This window comes from Pseudomonas sp. BN411, from assembly GCF_029871235.1.
Classification (GTDB): Bacteria; Pseudomonadota; Gammaproteobacteria; order Pseudomonadales; family Pseudomonadaceae; genus Metapseudomonas.
In genome coordinates this window covers 86,654-100,114 of record NZ_SSOM01000074.1, presented here as the reverse complement: position 1 = coordinate 100,114, position 13,461 = coordinate 86,654, and the positions used below count along the sequence as shown (strand labels likewise).

Here is a 13,461-nt window from a genome sequence, read left to right as displayed (position 1 = left end):
CGGGTAGCAGCCCGCGCTCCCCCACGGCCCGCTTCTGACATTTTTACCGGGATACATAGGTACGCAGATGAGCAAGACCTCTCTCGAAAAGAGCAAGATCAAGTTCCTTCTCCTCGAAGGCGTCCACCAGAACGCCGTGGACACCCTGAAGGCCGCCGGTTACACCAACATCGAGTACCTCAAGGGCGCACTCTCGGGTGACGAACTGAAGGAAAAGATCGCCGACGTGCATTTCATCGGCATTCGCTCGCGCACCCAGCTCACCGATGAGGTGTTCGATTGCGCCAAGAAGCTCATCGCCGTCGGCTGCTTCTGCATCGGCACCAACCAGGTCAACCTGAATGCCGCCCGCGAGCGTGGCATCGCCGTGTTCAACGCCCCTTACTCCAACACCCGTTCGGTCGCCGAGCTGGTGCTGGCCCAGGCCATCCTGTTGCTGCGCGGCATTCCGGAGAAGAACGCCTCCTGCCACCGCGGCGGCTGGATCAAGTCCGCAGCCAACTCCTTCGAAATCCGCGGCAAGAAGCTGGGGATCATCGGCTACGGTTCCATCGGCACCCAGCTCTCCGTGCTGGCCGAGGCCCTGGGCATGCAGGTGTTCTTCTATGACACCGTGACCAAGCTGCCGCTGGGTAACGCCACCCAGGTGGGCAACCTGCACGAGCTGCTGGGCATGTCCGACATCGTCTCCCTGCACGTGCCCGAGCTGCCGTCCACCCAGTGGATGATCGGCGAGAAGGAAATCCGCGCCATCAAGAAGGGCGGCATCCTGATCAACGCCGCCCGTGGCACCGTGGTCGAGCTGGATCACCTGGCCGCCGCCATCAAGGACGAGCACCTGATCGGCGCCGCCATCGACGTGTTCCCGGTCGAACCCAAGTCCAACGACGAAGAGTTCGAGAGCCCGCTGCGTGGCCTGGACCGCGTGATCCTGACCCCGCACATCGGCGGTTCCACCGCCGAGGCCCAGGCCAACATCGGTCTGGAAGTGGCCGAGAAGCTGGTGAAGTACAGCGACAACGGTACCTCGGTATCGTCCGTGAACTTCCCGGAAGTGGCCCTGCCGTCCCACCCGGGCAAGCACCGTCTGCTGCACATCCACGAGAACGTGCCGGGCGTGATGAGCGAGATCAACAAGGTGTTCGCCGACAACGGCATCAACATCTCCGGCCAGTACCTGCAGACCGACGACAAGGTCGGCTACGTGGTGATCGACGTCGATGCCGAGTACTCGGACCTCGCCCTCGAGAAGCTGCAGCACGTGAACGGTACGATCCGCAGCCGCGTCCTCTTCTAAGACAGGGGCTGCTGCGCGTCGGCGATACTGCGTTGGAAAGAGCCTCGGAGATGCTCATTTACAGTCGTAAACTCCGCTCTCCTCGGCCCTTTCCGCCTTGTCTCGCTCTAGCTCGCGAGCCCCTGACGGAAGTGTGCAGGACATGAAAAAGGGAGGCCTCGGCCTCCCTTTTTCGTTCCCAGCGTCTTTACTTCACCGTCACGGTGATGGATTGCGAGATCACCGGCGGCTCAAGCGGTACGTGGTTCTTGTCCCCCACCAGCAGCTGCAGGGTGTGCTTGCCGGGCGGCAGGGTGACCTGGGTTTCGGTCTGGCCCTTGCCGAAGTGGCGGATGCTGTCGGTCATGGGCAGCGGCTTGTCCATCTCCGGCTGTTCGGCGAGGCCGATCAACAGGTGGTGGTGACCGGTTGCGGGCACATCCACGCCAGCCGGCGCGACGCCCATGCCCTTGAGACCGAACTTCACCGTAAAGGTCTGACCAACAGTGGCACCGTTAGCCGGCTCGATGAAGTACACCTGCGCACCTTCAGGTGCCGGGGTACGTGGGACAGCCGCCAGGGTGGCGGTGGCGGCGCCGAGGAGCAGGGCGCCCAGGCTCAGAAAAGACAAAGTCCTCATTACACATCTCCATGTTTTTGTGAGCGAGACACCAGACTCCATGCAACCGAATAGGTTCACTTGCTGTCCGAGCAAGGCGTTGCACCCACGCCAGCCGAAAAAACATAACGAAACGAGGAAGTCCCCCATGCGTCTGCTGTACTGCCTGCCCGCCCTGTTCGCCCTGCTGAGCCCCCTGGCCCAGGCCGAACTGCTCGATGACGTCTGGGAACGCGGCAGCCTGCGCATCGCCCTCGAAGACAACAATCCGCCCTACAGCTACCGCGAAGACGGCAAGCTGACCGGCTTCGGCGTGGAGCTGGGCCGGGCCCTGGCGGCGGAATTGAACGTGGACGCGGAATTCGTGGTAGACGACGACGGCAAGATGCTCGAAGGCCTGCAAAGCGGCCGCTACGACATCGCCCTGGATCAACTCGCAGAATCGGAACAGGGCCAGGCCACCCTGGAATTCAGCGAGCCCTACGTCTTTCCCCTGGCCGAGGCCGAAGGCGACAGTGGCGCGGAACAACCCATGGCGATTCACTTCCAGAAGGGCAACCCGGCATTTCGCGACACCCTCAACCGGGCACTGGTCAAGCTGCGCGGTGAAGGCAAGCTGGGCGAACTCTCGGAGCAGTGGCTGGGCAAGGATCTCAGTCAGCCCGCTGCAACCAGCTCGCGCTGAGACTCAGGCCTCGTCCAGTTCGGCCAGGCGTGCGGCCGCCTCGGCCAGCTCCTCCTCGCTGAACACCTCGACACCGGCGCGGCGCAGGGCCGCGGCGGTCACGCCCTCACCCGCGACGCGAACGCCGCTGAACGTGCCGTCGTAGTTTTCGCGGTTGCCGCAGGATGGACTGCGCGACTTGAGCAGCGCGATGCGGATGCCGTGGGCCGCAACCAGGTCCAGGGCAATGTGCGCCCCGGCAACGAATTCGGCGGTCACGTCCTGGCCATCGTCGGTCAGCACCGGTAATTCACCGTCCAGCACCGCAGCACCGCGTCCGCCGGCAATCTCCGCCGGAGCACGCGGGGTGGGCAGGCCGCCCGCCACTTCCGGACAGAGCGGCACGATGCGCCCCTCCGCCTGCCAACGCTCCAGCAGGCCGAAAGGCCCATGGGCGCCACCGTCGTAACGCACGCGCTGCCCGAGCAGGCAGCGACTGACCAGAATCTTCTGCATCGTCTTCTCCAGAAGGGCGCCTTGATGGTCACCCCGGGTAACACCGGTGGCACCGGCGCGAACCGGGCCCTGATCGAAGGTATTGCCTTGGCCGGGCAACTGCCAAGCCGGTCACAGGGGCAGGCGACGAACTTCCCCATCCTTAGGCGGGAAGCGCCCGGCGCCACTGGCTGCCACCCGCTCGGCGCTCCAGACTCTGCGCGCCAACCGCACAGGAGCGTGCCATGCCCAGAACAACAAAGAACCTTAGCCTTGCCCTGGCCTGTGGCACCGCCCTGCTCAGCGGCACCGGCCAGGCCGCACTCGAATCCCTGGACAACCAGGCCCTCAGCGAGATCAGCGGCCAGGCCGGGATCAACCTGCGCCTGGACGTGATGGCACGCATCGACCGCATCAGCTGGAACGACGACGGCGGCAGCCTGTCGCTGCGCAACGTCCGTATCGACAACGGCTGCCTCAAGCCCGGCGACTGTCCGAACGGCGCCGGCGGCAGCTTCCCCCTTGGGGCGGCACAGCTCGGCCTCACCCTGCCCATCTTCGGCGTCGACCAGCCGACCCTGAAAGTCGATGTGGTGAAGAACGCCGCCGGCACCCAGCAGGTCCGCCTGGAGCTGCCGGACCTCACCACCATCAACGATCAGCTCCAGGGCAGCGGCATCCCCGCCCAGCGCATTCGCGTGCGCGTCGCCGCCGACATGCACATCGGCGAGAGCCGCCTGGGCAGCCTGGAGATTCGCGACATCACCGACCTGCGGGGAAATTTCCGCGTCTGGGGGCACTGAACCCGGCAGGGCTAGAGCGGGCCACCTCGCCGGCGGAACCAGCCGGCGATAGACATGCGTTCGCGGTTCGCCGGCAAGACCTCGTGGGGCAGCTCGGCGGACAGGAACACCACCAGGCTGCCGCCTTCGGGGAGAACGTCCCGCTCGCCCTCGGCCAGGTACAGGCGCAGGGCGCCGCCCTGCTCCGCCTGCCAGTCGGCGTTCAGATATGCCACTACCGACACCGTGCGACGGTCATCGTCACGAAAGCGGTCCAGGTGCTTCTGGTAGAAGGCACCGGGCGGATAGAGGGCGAAGTGGCACTCGAAGTCTTCCAGTCCGAGGTAAAGCTCCAGGTTGAGGCGCAGGCGCAGTTCGTCCATCAGCGCCAGGTAGGCGTCGCTGGCGGCCGACTGGCCAGGCTCCAGCCAGTGGATACGGTCACCCCGCACACCCTCGCGAACCTGCTGTCCCTCGCCACGCCCCACGGATGCCGGCGCAAGGTTCCCGTCGGCGGAGCGCACGCGACACTCTTCGGCGAGGTTGGCGGTCAGTTCGGCGGGAAGTGCCAGGCGCTGATGGGACCAGCCCTGGTTGGCCAGGTCGTCGACGATCAGGGCGGTCAGCGGGGATTCGGGAGATGGAGTCATGATGGCGGCATTCTACCAGCGGCCAGGAAATCGCCTACATGACTTACGGCAGTTTCCGACACCTCGACAATAACGCCCGAGTCCGCTGAGAATAGCCGCACGCTCAACCCCGCACTGCCCGCCCGCCGCCACCGCCTTCCCCGCCGAACCGATGCCGTTAGCGTGGGTCCGATACGAACTGCGGACTGCGTCATCAAGGAGACTCCATGCGCCTGCTCTTCGCCGTCACCCTCCTCCTCTTCGGTTTGCCCGCCCTGGCCGACGACCACACCAATCTCTACCAGGCAGCCGGCTGGCCGGAACAGCGCGCGCACTTCAACGAAGCCCTCACGGCGGCCCAGCAGCGCTACCAGAAAACCCTGCCGCCGGCGGTCTACCAGGCCCTGGTGGACAACAGCAATCGCCGCTTCCAGCCCCAGGCCATCGACCAGCGCGCCCAGGTTGCGCTGCGCCACCAGCTTCAGGACCCGCGTCCGGCACTGACCTTCTTCCAGTCACCGCTGGGCAAGAAGATCATCGCCGCTGAAACCCTTGCCACCCGCCGCGACCAGTTGGCCAAGCACGCCAGCGGACTGCCGCGCATCGAGGCTGAAGCCACCCGACGTCTGCTGATCGGTCACCTGACCCAGGCCTTGCCGGCCCGTGAAGCCGGCGCCGAAGTCAGCCTGGCGCTGGCCGGTGTCGCGGCCGACAGCCTGAGCCAAATGCTGCCCGGCCTGCTCGGCGGCGGCCAGGCACAAGGGATGATCGACGGCCAGCGTCAGCGGCTGATGGAGCAGATCGGCAACGATCTGGATAACACCCTGCTCTACGTCTACCGCGACCTGTCCGATCCGGAACTGGAAGAGTTCGTCACCTTTGCCGAATCCGCGGACGGCAAGGCCTATTACCAGGCCGCCCTGGCCGCCGTGCGCGCAGGCCTCGCCGTGGGCCAGGACGCCTCGGCCCAGCAGGGGCTCTGAACCACCTCGCAGAGTGAGCGCCGCGTAGAGCCTGCGATACCCAGCGAAAGACAGCATGGGTATCGCTCCGCTCGCGGAGCGCCGCCCGACCCATCCTACGTGGCTGCGGCGTCAGCCCAGGCGCTCGCGCAAGAAGCCAAAGTACCGCTCCCGATAGGCCGGCGCCTCGTTCACCAGATGGTGGCCGGCCCCTTCGAGCATCAGCACCTCCGGCTGGTCGAACTTCTCCGCCAGCACCCTGAGGTTGTGCCGCCAGTCCACCGTCATGTCGCCGTCGCCCTGGATCACCAGCGGTCGGCGCGAACTGCGCTGCGCCCGCTCGATGCGCGGCACCCAACGCGCCAGCGCGCCAACCCAGGCGGTGGGCAGGGTCTGCGGCTGCAGCGGGTCCTTGTGGTGGACGAACTCGATGAACTCGGCGTCGCTGGAGTTGACGCTGAAGCGCCGTGGAATGCTTTCGACGAAGTGCCGCATCAACTGGTAGCTGAACTTCGACCAGCCCCAGGCGCGCGGACGCACCAGCGGAGCGAACAGCAGGGTCTCGCCCAGTTCCGGGCGCGGCGTGCCGGTCAGCAGGTAATCCAGCAGGATGGCGCCGCCAGTGCTCTGCCCGGCCAGGTGCCAGGGTTGCGGCAGGTTCAGGGCCGCCGCCTCGCCCAGCAGCGCCAGGAGCGTGGCCTGGTATTCGGCGAAGTCGCCGATGCTGGCCCGCGCGCCACTGGACAGCCCATGGCCGGGCAGGTCACAGGCAATCACCGCGAACCCCATGCCCAGCGCCCACTCCACCAGGTGGCCATAAAGACCCATGTGGTCGTAGTAGCCGTGCAGCATCACCAGGCTTGCGCGCGGTTCGGGGGGCAGCCAGAGCTGGGTGACCAGCGAATACCCGGCCGCCTCGACGCAGCCCAGGCGCGCCTGCACGCCCGGAAGGCGAGAGGCGAAGTCCAGCCGGTAGAACGCGCGATAGCTCTGGCTCTGGCGCAGGTCGGCGGCACCTGCGGCCAAGGGTCGCAACAGCGGACGCAGGAGATCGGGCTGGAACGGGTCTGACATCGGGCTTTCCCTGAATGAAGCAACGCTATCCACAGGACCGCCTGGGGTCCTGGCCGGCTGCCGATATTCTGCTGCCCGGCGCAACGTGGCAAGCTACGCGCCCCCGCACAGGCCCATATCCATGCGTGCATTCAAGCCCAAGACCCTGATCACCAGCCTCGCCCTCCTCGCCTGCGTCGGCGCCATCCTGCTGGCCCTGCGCTGGTACGAGTCGCGCTACGTCCGGCCCTTCAACACCCAGGCAACGGTGTTCTCCGGCGAACAGTTGCGCCTGCCGGCCGAACTCGCCGGGCCGGGGCCGATCCGCCTGGTGCATTTCTGGGACCCGGCGTGCCCCTGCAACGCCGGCAACCAGCAGCACCTGGCCGAACTGATCCAGCGCTTCGCGCCCCAGGGCGTGACCTTCCACGCCTTGCAAAAGCCGGGAAGCAAGGGTCAATTGCCGCCAGGCCTGGAAGCCCTGCAGCCACTGGCCGAGGTGCCGGGAGCCGATCAGTTGCCGGCGGTGCCCGCGGTGGGCATCTGGGACCGCGACGGCCGCCTGGCCTACTTCGGCCCTTATAGCGAGGGCGCGGTGTGCAATTCGGCCAACAGCTTCATCGAACCCATCCTCGAAGCCCTGATCGACAACCGCCCGGTGCGCGCCAGCAGCACCCTGGCAGCTGGCTGCTTCTGCGCCTGGCGCGAGCCGTCCTAGACAGCGTTCAGGCGCGCCCGATAGGCCTCCGGCGGCATGCCGTACCACCGGCGAAAGGCCCGGTAGAACGGCGACAGTTCGGAGAATCCGCAGGTTCGCGCCACCTCGCGCATCGCCATGCCCTCCCGCAGCAACTCCACCGCACGCTGCTGCTGCACCGACTCACGCACCCTGCGCAGGTTGCTGCCCTGCTCCGCCAGGGCGCGCTGCAAGCCGCCCGCGCCAAGGCCCAGCTCCGCCGCGCAGGCTTCCAGCGAGCAGTCCGCCTGGCCGAGGCGAACCCCCAGCAGGTAGCGCAGGCGGTTGAGCAGGTCATTGCCCGCCAGCGCCTCCAGTTGCACCTCGGCGTGGCGCCAGAGCAACTGGTGCAGCTCGGGATTGGCGGTACGCGAGGGGCGTTTCAGCAGGGACGCCGGGAACAACAGCGCGTCGTGCTCGCAGCCGAACTCCGGCAACAGGCCGAACAGCCGCTGATGCTCACTGACCCGCGCCGGCCGGGAATGACGGAACTGCACGCCCTCCAGGCGGAATTCGCCATCGGTGATGAAGCCCAGCAGTTTGACGAACAGCAGCGCCAGGCACTCCATCTGCTGGCGCAGGGACGAGAACCCCAGGTAGTTGAGGTCGATCACCAGCCGGGCCTGCGCGCCTTCGGTCCGTAGCTGGGCAACAAAGCCGCCGGAGAGGATGTGCTGGAAGCGCAGGAAGCTTACCAACGCCTCGTCCAGATCACGGCTGGCCAGCAGCAGGTAGCCCACCACATCGAGCAAGCGCGGCTTCATGACCTCGCCCAGATGCAGTCCGATATCGGGGTCGCCAACCAGTGAGTCGGCGGCCAGCCAGAACTGTGGCGCATCGTCGTGCCGCAGGCGTCCGTCCACCGGAGGCGGCCCCGGGCGACGGTGCTGGTTCACGCCCAGGTAGACCCGCCCCGGATTGAGACCCAGCTCGGCCAGCGCTTCATAGAGCAGGCGACGCAGGGTGGCCGAATGAGTCAGCGGGGCGAAGCTGGAGGCATCGGGGTCAACGGTGGACATGGCGGCTCCTCGAAATTGACCGAAGACTTTCAGCTCGCACGCCTTTGGTCAATGCCCGCCAGGTTCCGCTTGGGGAGAATGCCGCGACCATAACAACAAGGAATTTCGTGCATGAAACGCACCCTGACTGTCCTGGCCGTCGTCATCGCCGCGGCCGCCGGCGGCGCCACCTGGTACAGCGAGAGCAAGAAGCCCGTGCGCGACGGCGAGCTTTCCCTGGCCCATCTCCAGGCCCCAGTGACCGTCGACTACGACGAGCGCGGCGTGCCGCACATCCAGGCCGCCAACGAAACCGACCTGTACCGCGCCCTGGGCTTCGTCCATGCCCAGGACCGCCTGTTCCAGATGGAAATGCTGCGCCGCCTGGCCCGTGGCGAACTGGCCGAAGTCCTCGGCGCCCGCCTGGTGGACACCGACCGCCTGTTCCGCACCCTGGGGATTCGCGCCCACGCCGACGAATACGCCCGCAAGATGGACCAGGACAGCCCGGCGACCAAAGCCCTGCAGGCCTACCTCGACGGCATCAACCAGTACCAGGACAGCCGCCCGGCGCCGGTGGAGTTCGACCTGCTGGGCATCGAGAAACGCCCCTTCACAGTCGCCGACACCCTCTCCGTCGCCGGCTACATGGCCTACAGCTTCGCCGCCGCATTCCGCACCGAACCGGCCATCACCTACGTGCGCGTCGAACTGGGCGCCGATTACCTGAAGGCCTTTGACCTCGACTGGCACCCCGAAGGTGTGATCGGCCAGCCGCTGGCCAAGGGCGATTGGCAGGACCTCAACAGCCTCGCGCATCTCAGCCAGCAAGCCCTGGTCGAAGCCGGCCTGCCGCAATTCGAGGGCAGCAACGCCTGGGCCGTGTCCGGCAGCCGCACCGCCAGCGGCAAGCCGTTGCTGGCCGGCGACCCGCATATCCGCTTCGCCGTGCCGGCGGTGTGGTACGAGGCGCAGCTGAGCTACCCGGGCTTCGAACTCTACGGCCACCACCAGGCCCTGAACCCGGTTGCCTCCCTCGGGCACAACCGCCAGTTCGCCTGGAGCCTGACCATGTTCCAGAACGACGATCTCGACCTGATCGCCGAGAAGAGCAACCCGGACAATCCGAACCAGGTCTGGTACCAGGGCCAATGGGTGAACCTGGAAAGCCGCGAGGAAACCATCCAGGTCAAGGACGGCGAGCCAGTGAAACTGACCCTGCGCCGCTCGCCCCACGGTCCGATCATCAACGACGCGCTCGGCGCGGCGGCCGGCAAGACGCCGATCGCCATGTGGTGGGCCTTCCTGGAAACCGAGAACCCGATCCTCGACGCCTTCTACCAGCTCAACCGCGCCGACAGCCTGGACAAGGCCCGCGCCGCCGCCGAGAAGATCCACTCGCCCGGCCTCAACGTCATCTGGGCCAGCGCCAGCGGTGACATCGGCTGGTGGGCGTCGGCGAAACTGCCGCAACGCCCGGACGGCGTGAATCCATATTTCATCCTCGACGGCAGCACCAGCGAAGCCGACAAGCCCGGTTACCTGCCCTTCAGCGCCAACCCCCACGAGGAAAACCCCGAGCGCGGTTTCATCGTCTCGGCCAACTACCAGCCGCTGTCACCCACGGGCGTCGCCATTCCGGGCTACTACAACCTGCCGGACCGCGGCGTGCGCCTGAACCAGTTGCTGGCCCAGCCTGGCGTGAAATGGGATGTGCAGAACAGCCAGGCGCTGCAGCTGGATACCACCACCGGCTATGGCCCTCGCCTGCTCGCGCCGATCCTCGGTGACCTGCGCTCGGCGGCGGCCAACGACGCCGAGCGAGCCCTGGTGGAGCAACTGGCCGGCTGGACTGGCGACCATCCGCTGGACTCCACCGCGGCCACGCTGTTCAACCAGCTCACCTTCGAACTGGCCAACGCGATGATGCGCGACGAGCTGGGCGATGCCTTCTTCGACAGCCTGCTGCAAACGCGCATCCTCGACTCCGCCCTGCCGCGCCTGACCAATGACCCGGCCTCGCCCTGGTGGGATGTACGCCAGACGCCGCAGAAGGAAGGCCGCGCAGAGGTGGTCAAGGCGGCCTGGCAGGCCAGCCTGGCGCACCTGAAGAAGACCTTCGGCGACGACAGCTCGAAGTGGCAGTGGGGCAATGGCCATACCCTGACCCACAGTCATCCGCTGGGCCAGCAGAAGCCGCTGAATCTGCTGTTCAACGTCGGTCCCTTCGCCGCACCAGGTGGCCACGAAGTGCCCAACAACCTGTCCCACCGCGTCGGCCCGGCACCCTGGGAAGTGTTCCACGGCCCCTCGACACGCCGACTGGTGGACATGGCCGACGCGGAACACGCCCTCGGCATCAACCCGGTAGGCCAGAGCGGCGTGCCCTTCGACCGCCACTACAAGGACCAGGCCGAGGCCTACATACGCGGTGAATACGTGCCGATGCACTTTGCCGAGGATGAGGTGAAGGCGAATAGCCAAGAGACGTTGGTGTTGAAACCGGGCAACTGACGCCCTCTCCCCCGGCCCCTCTCCATGAAGGGAGAGGGGTGACTCAAGACCAGCTGCCCTGCGCGGAATGCCCCCTCTCCCTGAGGGAGGGGGCTGGGGTGAGGGGGAAACCCCACCTCACGACGATGCCCGGACTGAGCGCTGACGCCCTCAAACCCTCCCCAGCGCCTGCGCCAGATCCGCGCGCAGGTCGTCCACGTCCTCCACCCCCACCGACAACCGCACCAGCGAATCGCCGATGCCCAGCTCCGCGCGGATCTCCGCCGGGATGCTGGCGTGGGTCATGATCGCCGGGTGCTCGATCAGGCTTTCCACGCCTCCCAGGCTCTCGGCCAGGGTGAAGATGCGCACCGCCTCAAGGAATCGCCGGGTGCCCGCCAGGTCGGCCCGCAGGTCGAGGGAGATCATGCCGCCGTAACTGTGCATCTGCCGCCGCGCCAACGCGTGCTGCGGATGGGACTGCAGGCCGGGGTAGTAGACCCGCGCCACCTGCGGCTGCTGCTCCAGCCAGAAGGCCAGCTCCAGGGCGTTGTGGCAGTGGCGTTCCATGCGCAGCGCCAGGGTCTTCACCCCGCGCAAGGTGAGAAAGGCGTCGAACGGACCGGCGATGGCGCCCACGGCGTTCTGCAGGAAGCCCAAGCGTTCGCGTAGCGGGTCGCAGCGGCTGTCGGCGGAAACGATGGCGATGCCGCCGATTACATCGGAGTGGCCATTGAGGTACTTGGTGGTGGAGTGCACCACCAGGTCGAAGCCCAGCTCCAGAGGCCGCTGCACCCAGGGGCTGGCGAAGGTGTTGTCCGCCACCAGGATGATGCCCCTCCCCTGGCACAGCTCCACGATGGCTTCCAGGTCGGCCAGACGCAGCAGCGGGTTACTCGGGGTCTCCACCCAGAGCATGCGGGTGTCGTCCTGGATCGCCGCCCGAATCGCGCCGATATCGCTGAAGTCGACGAAGCTGAACCTGTGCCCGGCGCTGACCCGCCGCACCCGTTCGAACAGGCGGAAAGTGCCGCCGTAGAGGTCATTGCTCGCAACGATGTGAGACCCGCTGTCGAGCAGTTCCAGCACCGTGGAAATGGCCGCCAGCCCGGACGCGAAGGCGAAGGCCTGAGCGCCGCCTTCCAGGTCCGCGACGCAGCGTTCCAGCGCCCAGCGTGTAGGGTTGTGGGAACGGCCGTAATCCAGCCCCTTATGCACGCCGGGGCTTTCCTGGGCATAGGTGGAGTTGGCGTAGATCGGCGGCATGATGGCCCCGGTGGAAGGGTCCGGGGCTTGGCCGGCGTGGATGACGCGGGTGGCGAAGGCACGTGGATCGGTGTCGTCCTGCTGGCTCATGCAAGGGTCCTCCGCAGGTGATTGAGCAGGTCGGAGCGGGTAATGAGGCCATGGAATCCGGAAGTGTCGGAGATGATGGCGACCAGGCCACGGTCAAGTTCTTCCTGCAGTTCGGCCAGGCTGGCGTCCGGTGCCAGGGTCTCCAGGCGCGTGGTCATGACGCCCGCCACCGGCTGGCGGAAGTGCGTGGCGTCGGCGTGCACGCCGAGCAGGATGTCCGATTCGTCCACCACGCCCACCAATTGCCCGTCCCGCAGCACCGGCAGTTGCGAAACATCCGCCAGGCGCATGCGCTGGAAGGCCGTGAGCAGGGTGTCGTCCGGCCCCACGCTGATCACCCGACCGTCCTCGTAGCGCCGTGCGATGATGTCGCGCAGGTTGCCGTAGCGCTTGCGCGCCAGCAGGCCCTGGTCGGTCATCCACTGGTCGTTGTAGACCTTCGACAGGTAGCGGGTGCCGGTATCGCAGACGAAGCTGACCACGCGCTTCGCCGTCTTCTGCTCGCGGCAGTAGCGAAGCGCCGCCGCCAGCAAGGTACCCGTGGAGGAGCCGCCGGGGATGCCCTCGGCGCGCAACAGCTCGCGGGCATGGGCGAAGCTCTCCTCGTCGCTGATGGAATAGGCATGGCGCACGCTGGAGAGGTCGGCGATGCCGGGGATGAAGTCTTCACCGATGCCCTCCACCGCCCAGGAGCCGACGGTGCCCAGGGTGCCGCTGCGCACGTACTCGGCCATCACCGAACCCACCGGGTCGGCCAGGACCATTTCCAGATCGGGTTGCACCCGACGGAAGTAACGGGTCAGGCCGGTGAGGGTGCCGGCGGAGCCGACGCCGACGACGATGGCGTCCACGTTCTGCCCGGTCTGCTGCCAGATCTCCGGGCCGGTGGTGCTTTCGTGGGCCAGGGGGTTGGCCGGGTTGTTGAACTGGTCGGCGAAGAAGGCGCCGGGAATCTGCGCCGCCAGGCGGCCGGCCAGGTCCTGGTAGTAATCGGGGTGCCCCTTGCCGACATCGGAGCGGGTGATGTGCACCTCGGCACCCATGGCCTTCAGGTGCAGCACCTTCTCGGTGGACATCTTGTCCGGCACCACCAGCACCACCCGGTAGCCCTTGGCGCGGCCCACCAGGGCCAGGCCCAGGCCGGTGTTGCCGGCGGTCGCCTCGACAATGGTGCCGCCAGGCTTGAGCCGGCCATCACGTTCGGCGCTGTTGATCATGGCAACGCCGATGCGGTCCTTGATCGAGCCACCGGGGTTCTGGGATTCGAGTTTCAAGAACAGGGTGCAGGGGCCGGTATCGAAGCGGGTGACCCGCACCAGCGGGGTATTGCCGATCAGGTCGAGGACTGCGGGACGAACATCTTTGGCACTGTTCATGGCGTCACCTCCTTGCGCGACC

General features: G+C 66.8%; 13 protein-coding genes. 6 read left to right on the top strand and 7 right to left on the bottom strand.

The annotated features are described in order from the left end of the window. Positions 1-67: 67 nt before the first annotated feature. Positions 68-1,297 carry a phosphoglycerate dehydrogenase gene (serA, locus tag E8F06_RS21395; protein ID WP_280370800.1) on the top strand — a complete coding sequence of 410 codons (1,230 nt, stop codon included), beginning with the start codon at positions 68-70 and terminating at the stop codon, positions 1,295-1,297. 187 nt (positions 1,298-1,484) lie between these two features. Here the strand turns inward: serA and E8F06_RS21390 are convergent, their stop codons facing one another. After that, positions 1,485-1,916, bottom strand: coding sequence for a DUF4399 domain-containing protein (locus E8F06_RS21390; RefSeq protein WP_280370798.1), 432 nt, complete (start codon positions 1,914-1,916; stop codon positions 1,485-1,487). A 127-nt stretch (positions 1,917-2,043) separates the two neighbouring features. On the opposite strand from E8F06_RS21390, the gene E8F06_RS21385 reads away from it, so the two are divergent. Continuing rightward, positions 2,044-2,580 carry a transporter substrate-binding domain-containing protein gene (locus E8F06_RS21385; RefSeq protein WP_280370796.1) on the top strand — a complete coding sequence of 179 codons (537 nt, stop codon included), beginning with the start codon at positions 2,044-2,046 and terminating at the stop codon, positions 2,578-2,580. Positions 2,581-2,583: 3 nt separating this feature from the next. Here E8F06_RS21385 and E8F06_RS21380 read toward each other — a convergent pair whose 3' ends face one another. After that, positions 2,584-3,075 carry a DUF523 domain-containing protein gene (locus E8F06_RS21380; RefSeq protein ID WP_280370794.1) on the bottom strand — a complete coding sequence of 164 codons (492 nt, stop codon included), beginning with the start codon at positions 3,073-3,075 and terminating at the stop codon, positions 2,584-2,586. Positions 3,076-3,299: 224 nt separating this feature from the next. On the opposite strand from E8F06_RS21380, the gene E8F06_RS21375 reads away from it, so the two are divergent. After that, positions 3,300-3,857 carry a DUF6160 family protein gene (locus tag E8F06_RS21375; RefSeq protein WP_280370792.1) on the top strand — a complete coding sequence of 186 codons (558 nt, stop codon included), beginning with the start codon at positions 3,300-3,302 and terminating at the stop codon, positions 3,855-3,857. An 11-nt stretch (positions 3,858-3,868) separates the two neighbouring features. Here E8F06_RS21375 and E8F06_RS21370 read toward each other — a convergent pair whose 3' ends face one another. Beyond that, a complete protein-coding gene (locus E8F06_RS21370; protein WP_280370790.1) occupies positions 3,869-4,486 on the bottom strand; it encodes a 2OG-Fe(II) oxygenase in 618 nt (205 codons plus the stop codon). Between the two features lie 206 nt (positions 4,487-4,692). On the opposite strand from E8F06_RS21370, the gene E8F06_RS21365 reads away from it, so the two are divergent. Then, complete coding sequence (locus E8F06_RS21365; protein ID WP_280370788.1) at positions 4,693-5,448, top strand: hypothetical protein; 756 nt, start codon at positions 4,693-4,695, stop codon at positions 5,446-5,448. 111 nt (positions 5,449-5,559) lie between these two features. Here E8F06_RS21365 and E8F06_RS21360 read toward each other — a convergent pair whose 3' ends face one another. Beyond that, positions 5,560-6,501 carry an alpha/beta hydrolase gene (locus E8F06_RS21360; RefSeq protein WP_280370786.1) on the bottom strand — a complete coding sequence of 314 codons (942 nt, stop codon included), beginning with the start codon at positions 6,499-6,501 and terminating at the stop codon, positions 5,560-5,562. Positions 6,502-6,622: 121 nt separating this feature from the next. On the opposite strand from E8F06_RS21360, the gene E8F06_RS21355 reads away from it, so the two are divergent. Beyond that, on the top strand, positions 6,623-7,198 hold the full coding sequence (locus tag E8F06_RS21355; RefSeq protein WP_280370785.1) for a DUF6436 domain-containing protein: 576 nt from the start codon (positions 6,623-6,625) through the stop codon (positions 7,196-7,198). Here E8F06_RS21355 and E8F06_RS21350 read toward each other — a convergent pair. Then, on the bottom strand, positions 7,195-8,235 hold the full coding sequence (locus E8F06_RS21350; RefSeq protein WP_280370783.1) for an AraC family transcriptional regulator: 1,041 nt from the start codon (positions 8,233-8,235) through the stop codon (positions 7,195-7,197). The genes E8F06_RS21355 and E8F06_RS21350 overlap by 4 nt on opposite strands. Positions 8,236-8,346: 111 nt before the next feature. Between E8F06_RS21350 and E8F06_RS21345 the strand changes: the two genes are divergently transcribed. After that, complete coding sequence (locus E8F06_RS21345; RefSeq protein ID WP_280370781.1) at positions 8,347-10,728, top strand: penicillin acylase family protein; 2,382 nt, start codon at positions 8,347-8,349, stop codon at positions 10,726-10,728. Between the two features lie 150 nt (positions 10,729-10,878). Here the strand turns inward: E8F06_RS21345 and E8F06_RS21340 are convergent, their stop codons facing one another. Next, the gene (locus E8F06_RS21340) at positions 10,879-12,063 is read right to left on the bottom strand and encodes a PLP-dependent aspartate aminotransferase family protein (protein WP_280370779.1); all 1,185 of its coding nucleotides are present in this window, start codon (positions 12,061-12,063) and stop codon (positions 10,879-10,881) included. Then, a complete protein-coding gene (locus E8F06_RS21335; RefSeq protein WP_280370778.1) occupies positions 12,060-13,439 on the bottom strand; it encodes a pyridoxal-phosphate dependent enzyme in 1,380 nt (459 codons plus the stop codon). Before E8F06_RS21335 ends, E8F06_RS21340 begins: the two co-directional genes overlap by 4 nt. Between the last annotated feature and the right edge of the window lie 22 nt (positions 13,440-13,461).

Excerpts from the sequence above, each read along its gene's own strand:
- serA (WP_280370800.1), top strand. The coding sequence starts at position 68 with ATGAGCAAGACCTCTCTCGAAAAGAGCAAGATCAAGTTCCTTCTCCTC.
- E8F06_RS21390 (WP_280370798.1), bottom strand. The coding sequence starts at position 1,916 with ATGAGGACTTTGTCTTTTCTGAGCCTGGGCGCCCTGCTCCTCGGCGCC.
- E8F06_RS21385 (WP_280370796.1), top strand. The coding sequence starts at position 2,044 with ATGCGTCTGCTGTACTGCCTGCCCGCCCTGTTCGCCCTGCTGAGCCCC.
- E8F06_RS21380 (WP_280370794.1), bottom strand. The coding sequence starts at position 3,075 with ATGCAGAAGATTCTGGTCAGTCGCTGCCTGCTCGGGCAGCGCGTGCGT.
- E8F06_RS21375 (WP_280370792.1), top strand. The coding sequence starts at position 3,300 with ATGCCCAGAACAACAAAGAACCTTAGCCTTGCCCTGGCCTGTGGCACC.
- E8F06_RS21370 (WP_280370790.1), bottom strand. The coding sequence starts at position 4,486 with ATGACTCCATCTCCCGAATCCCCGCTGACCGCCCTGATCGTCGACGAC.
- E8F06_RS21365 (WP_280370788.1), top strand. The coding sequence starts at position 4,693 with ATGCGCCTGCTCTTCGCCGTCACCCTCCTCCTCTTCGGTTTGCCCGCC.
- E8F06_RS21360 (WP_280370786.1), bottom strand. The coding sequence starts at position 6,501 with ATGTCAGACCCGTTCCAGCCCGATCTCCTGCGTCCGCTGTTGCGACCC.
- E8F06_RS21355 (WP_280370785.1), top strand. The coding sequence starts at position 6,623 with ATGCGTGCATTCAAGCCCAAGACCCTGATCACCAGCCTCGCCCTCCTC.
- E8F06_RS21350 (WP_280370783.1), bottom strand. The coding sequence starts at position 8,235 with ATGTCCACCGTTGACCCCGATGCCTCCAGCTTCGCCCCGCTGACTCAT.
- E8F06_RS21345 (WP_280370781.1), top strand. The coding sequence starts at position 8,347 with ATGAAACGCACCCTGACTGTCCTGGCCGTCGTCATCGCCGCGGCCGCC.
- E8F06_RS21340 (WP_280370779.1), bottom strand. The coding sequence starts at position 12,063 with ATGAGCCAGCAGGACGACACCGATCCACGTGCCTTCGCCACCCGCGTC.
- E8F06_RS21335 (WP_280370778.1), bottom strand. The coding sequence starts at position 13,439 with ATGAACAGTGCCAAAGATGTTCGTCCCGCAGTCCTCGACCTGATCGGC.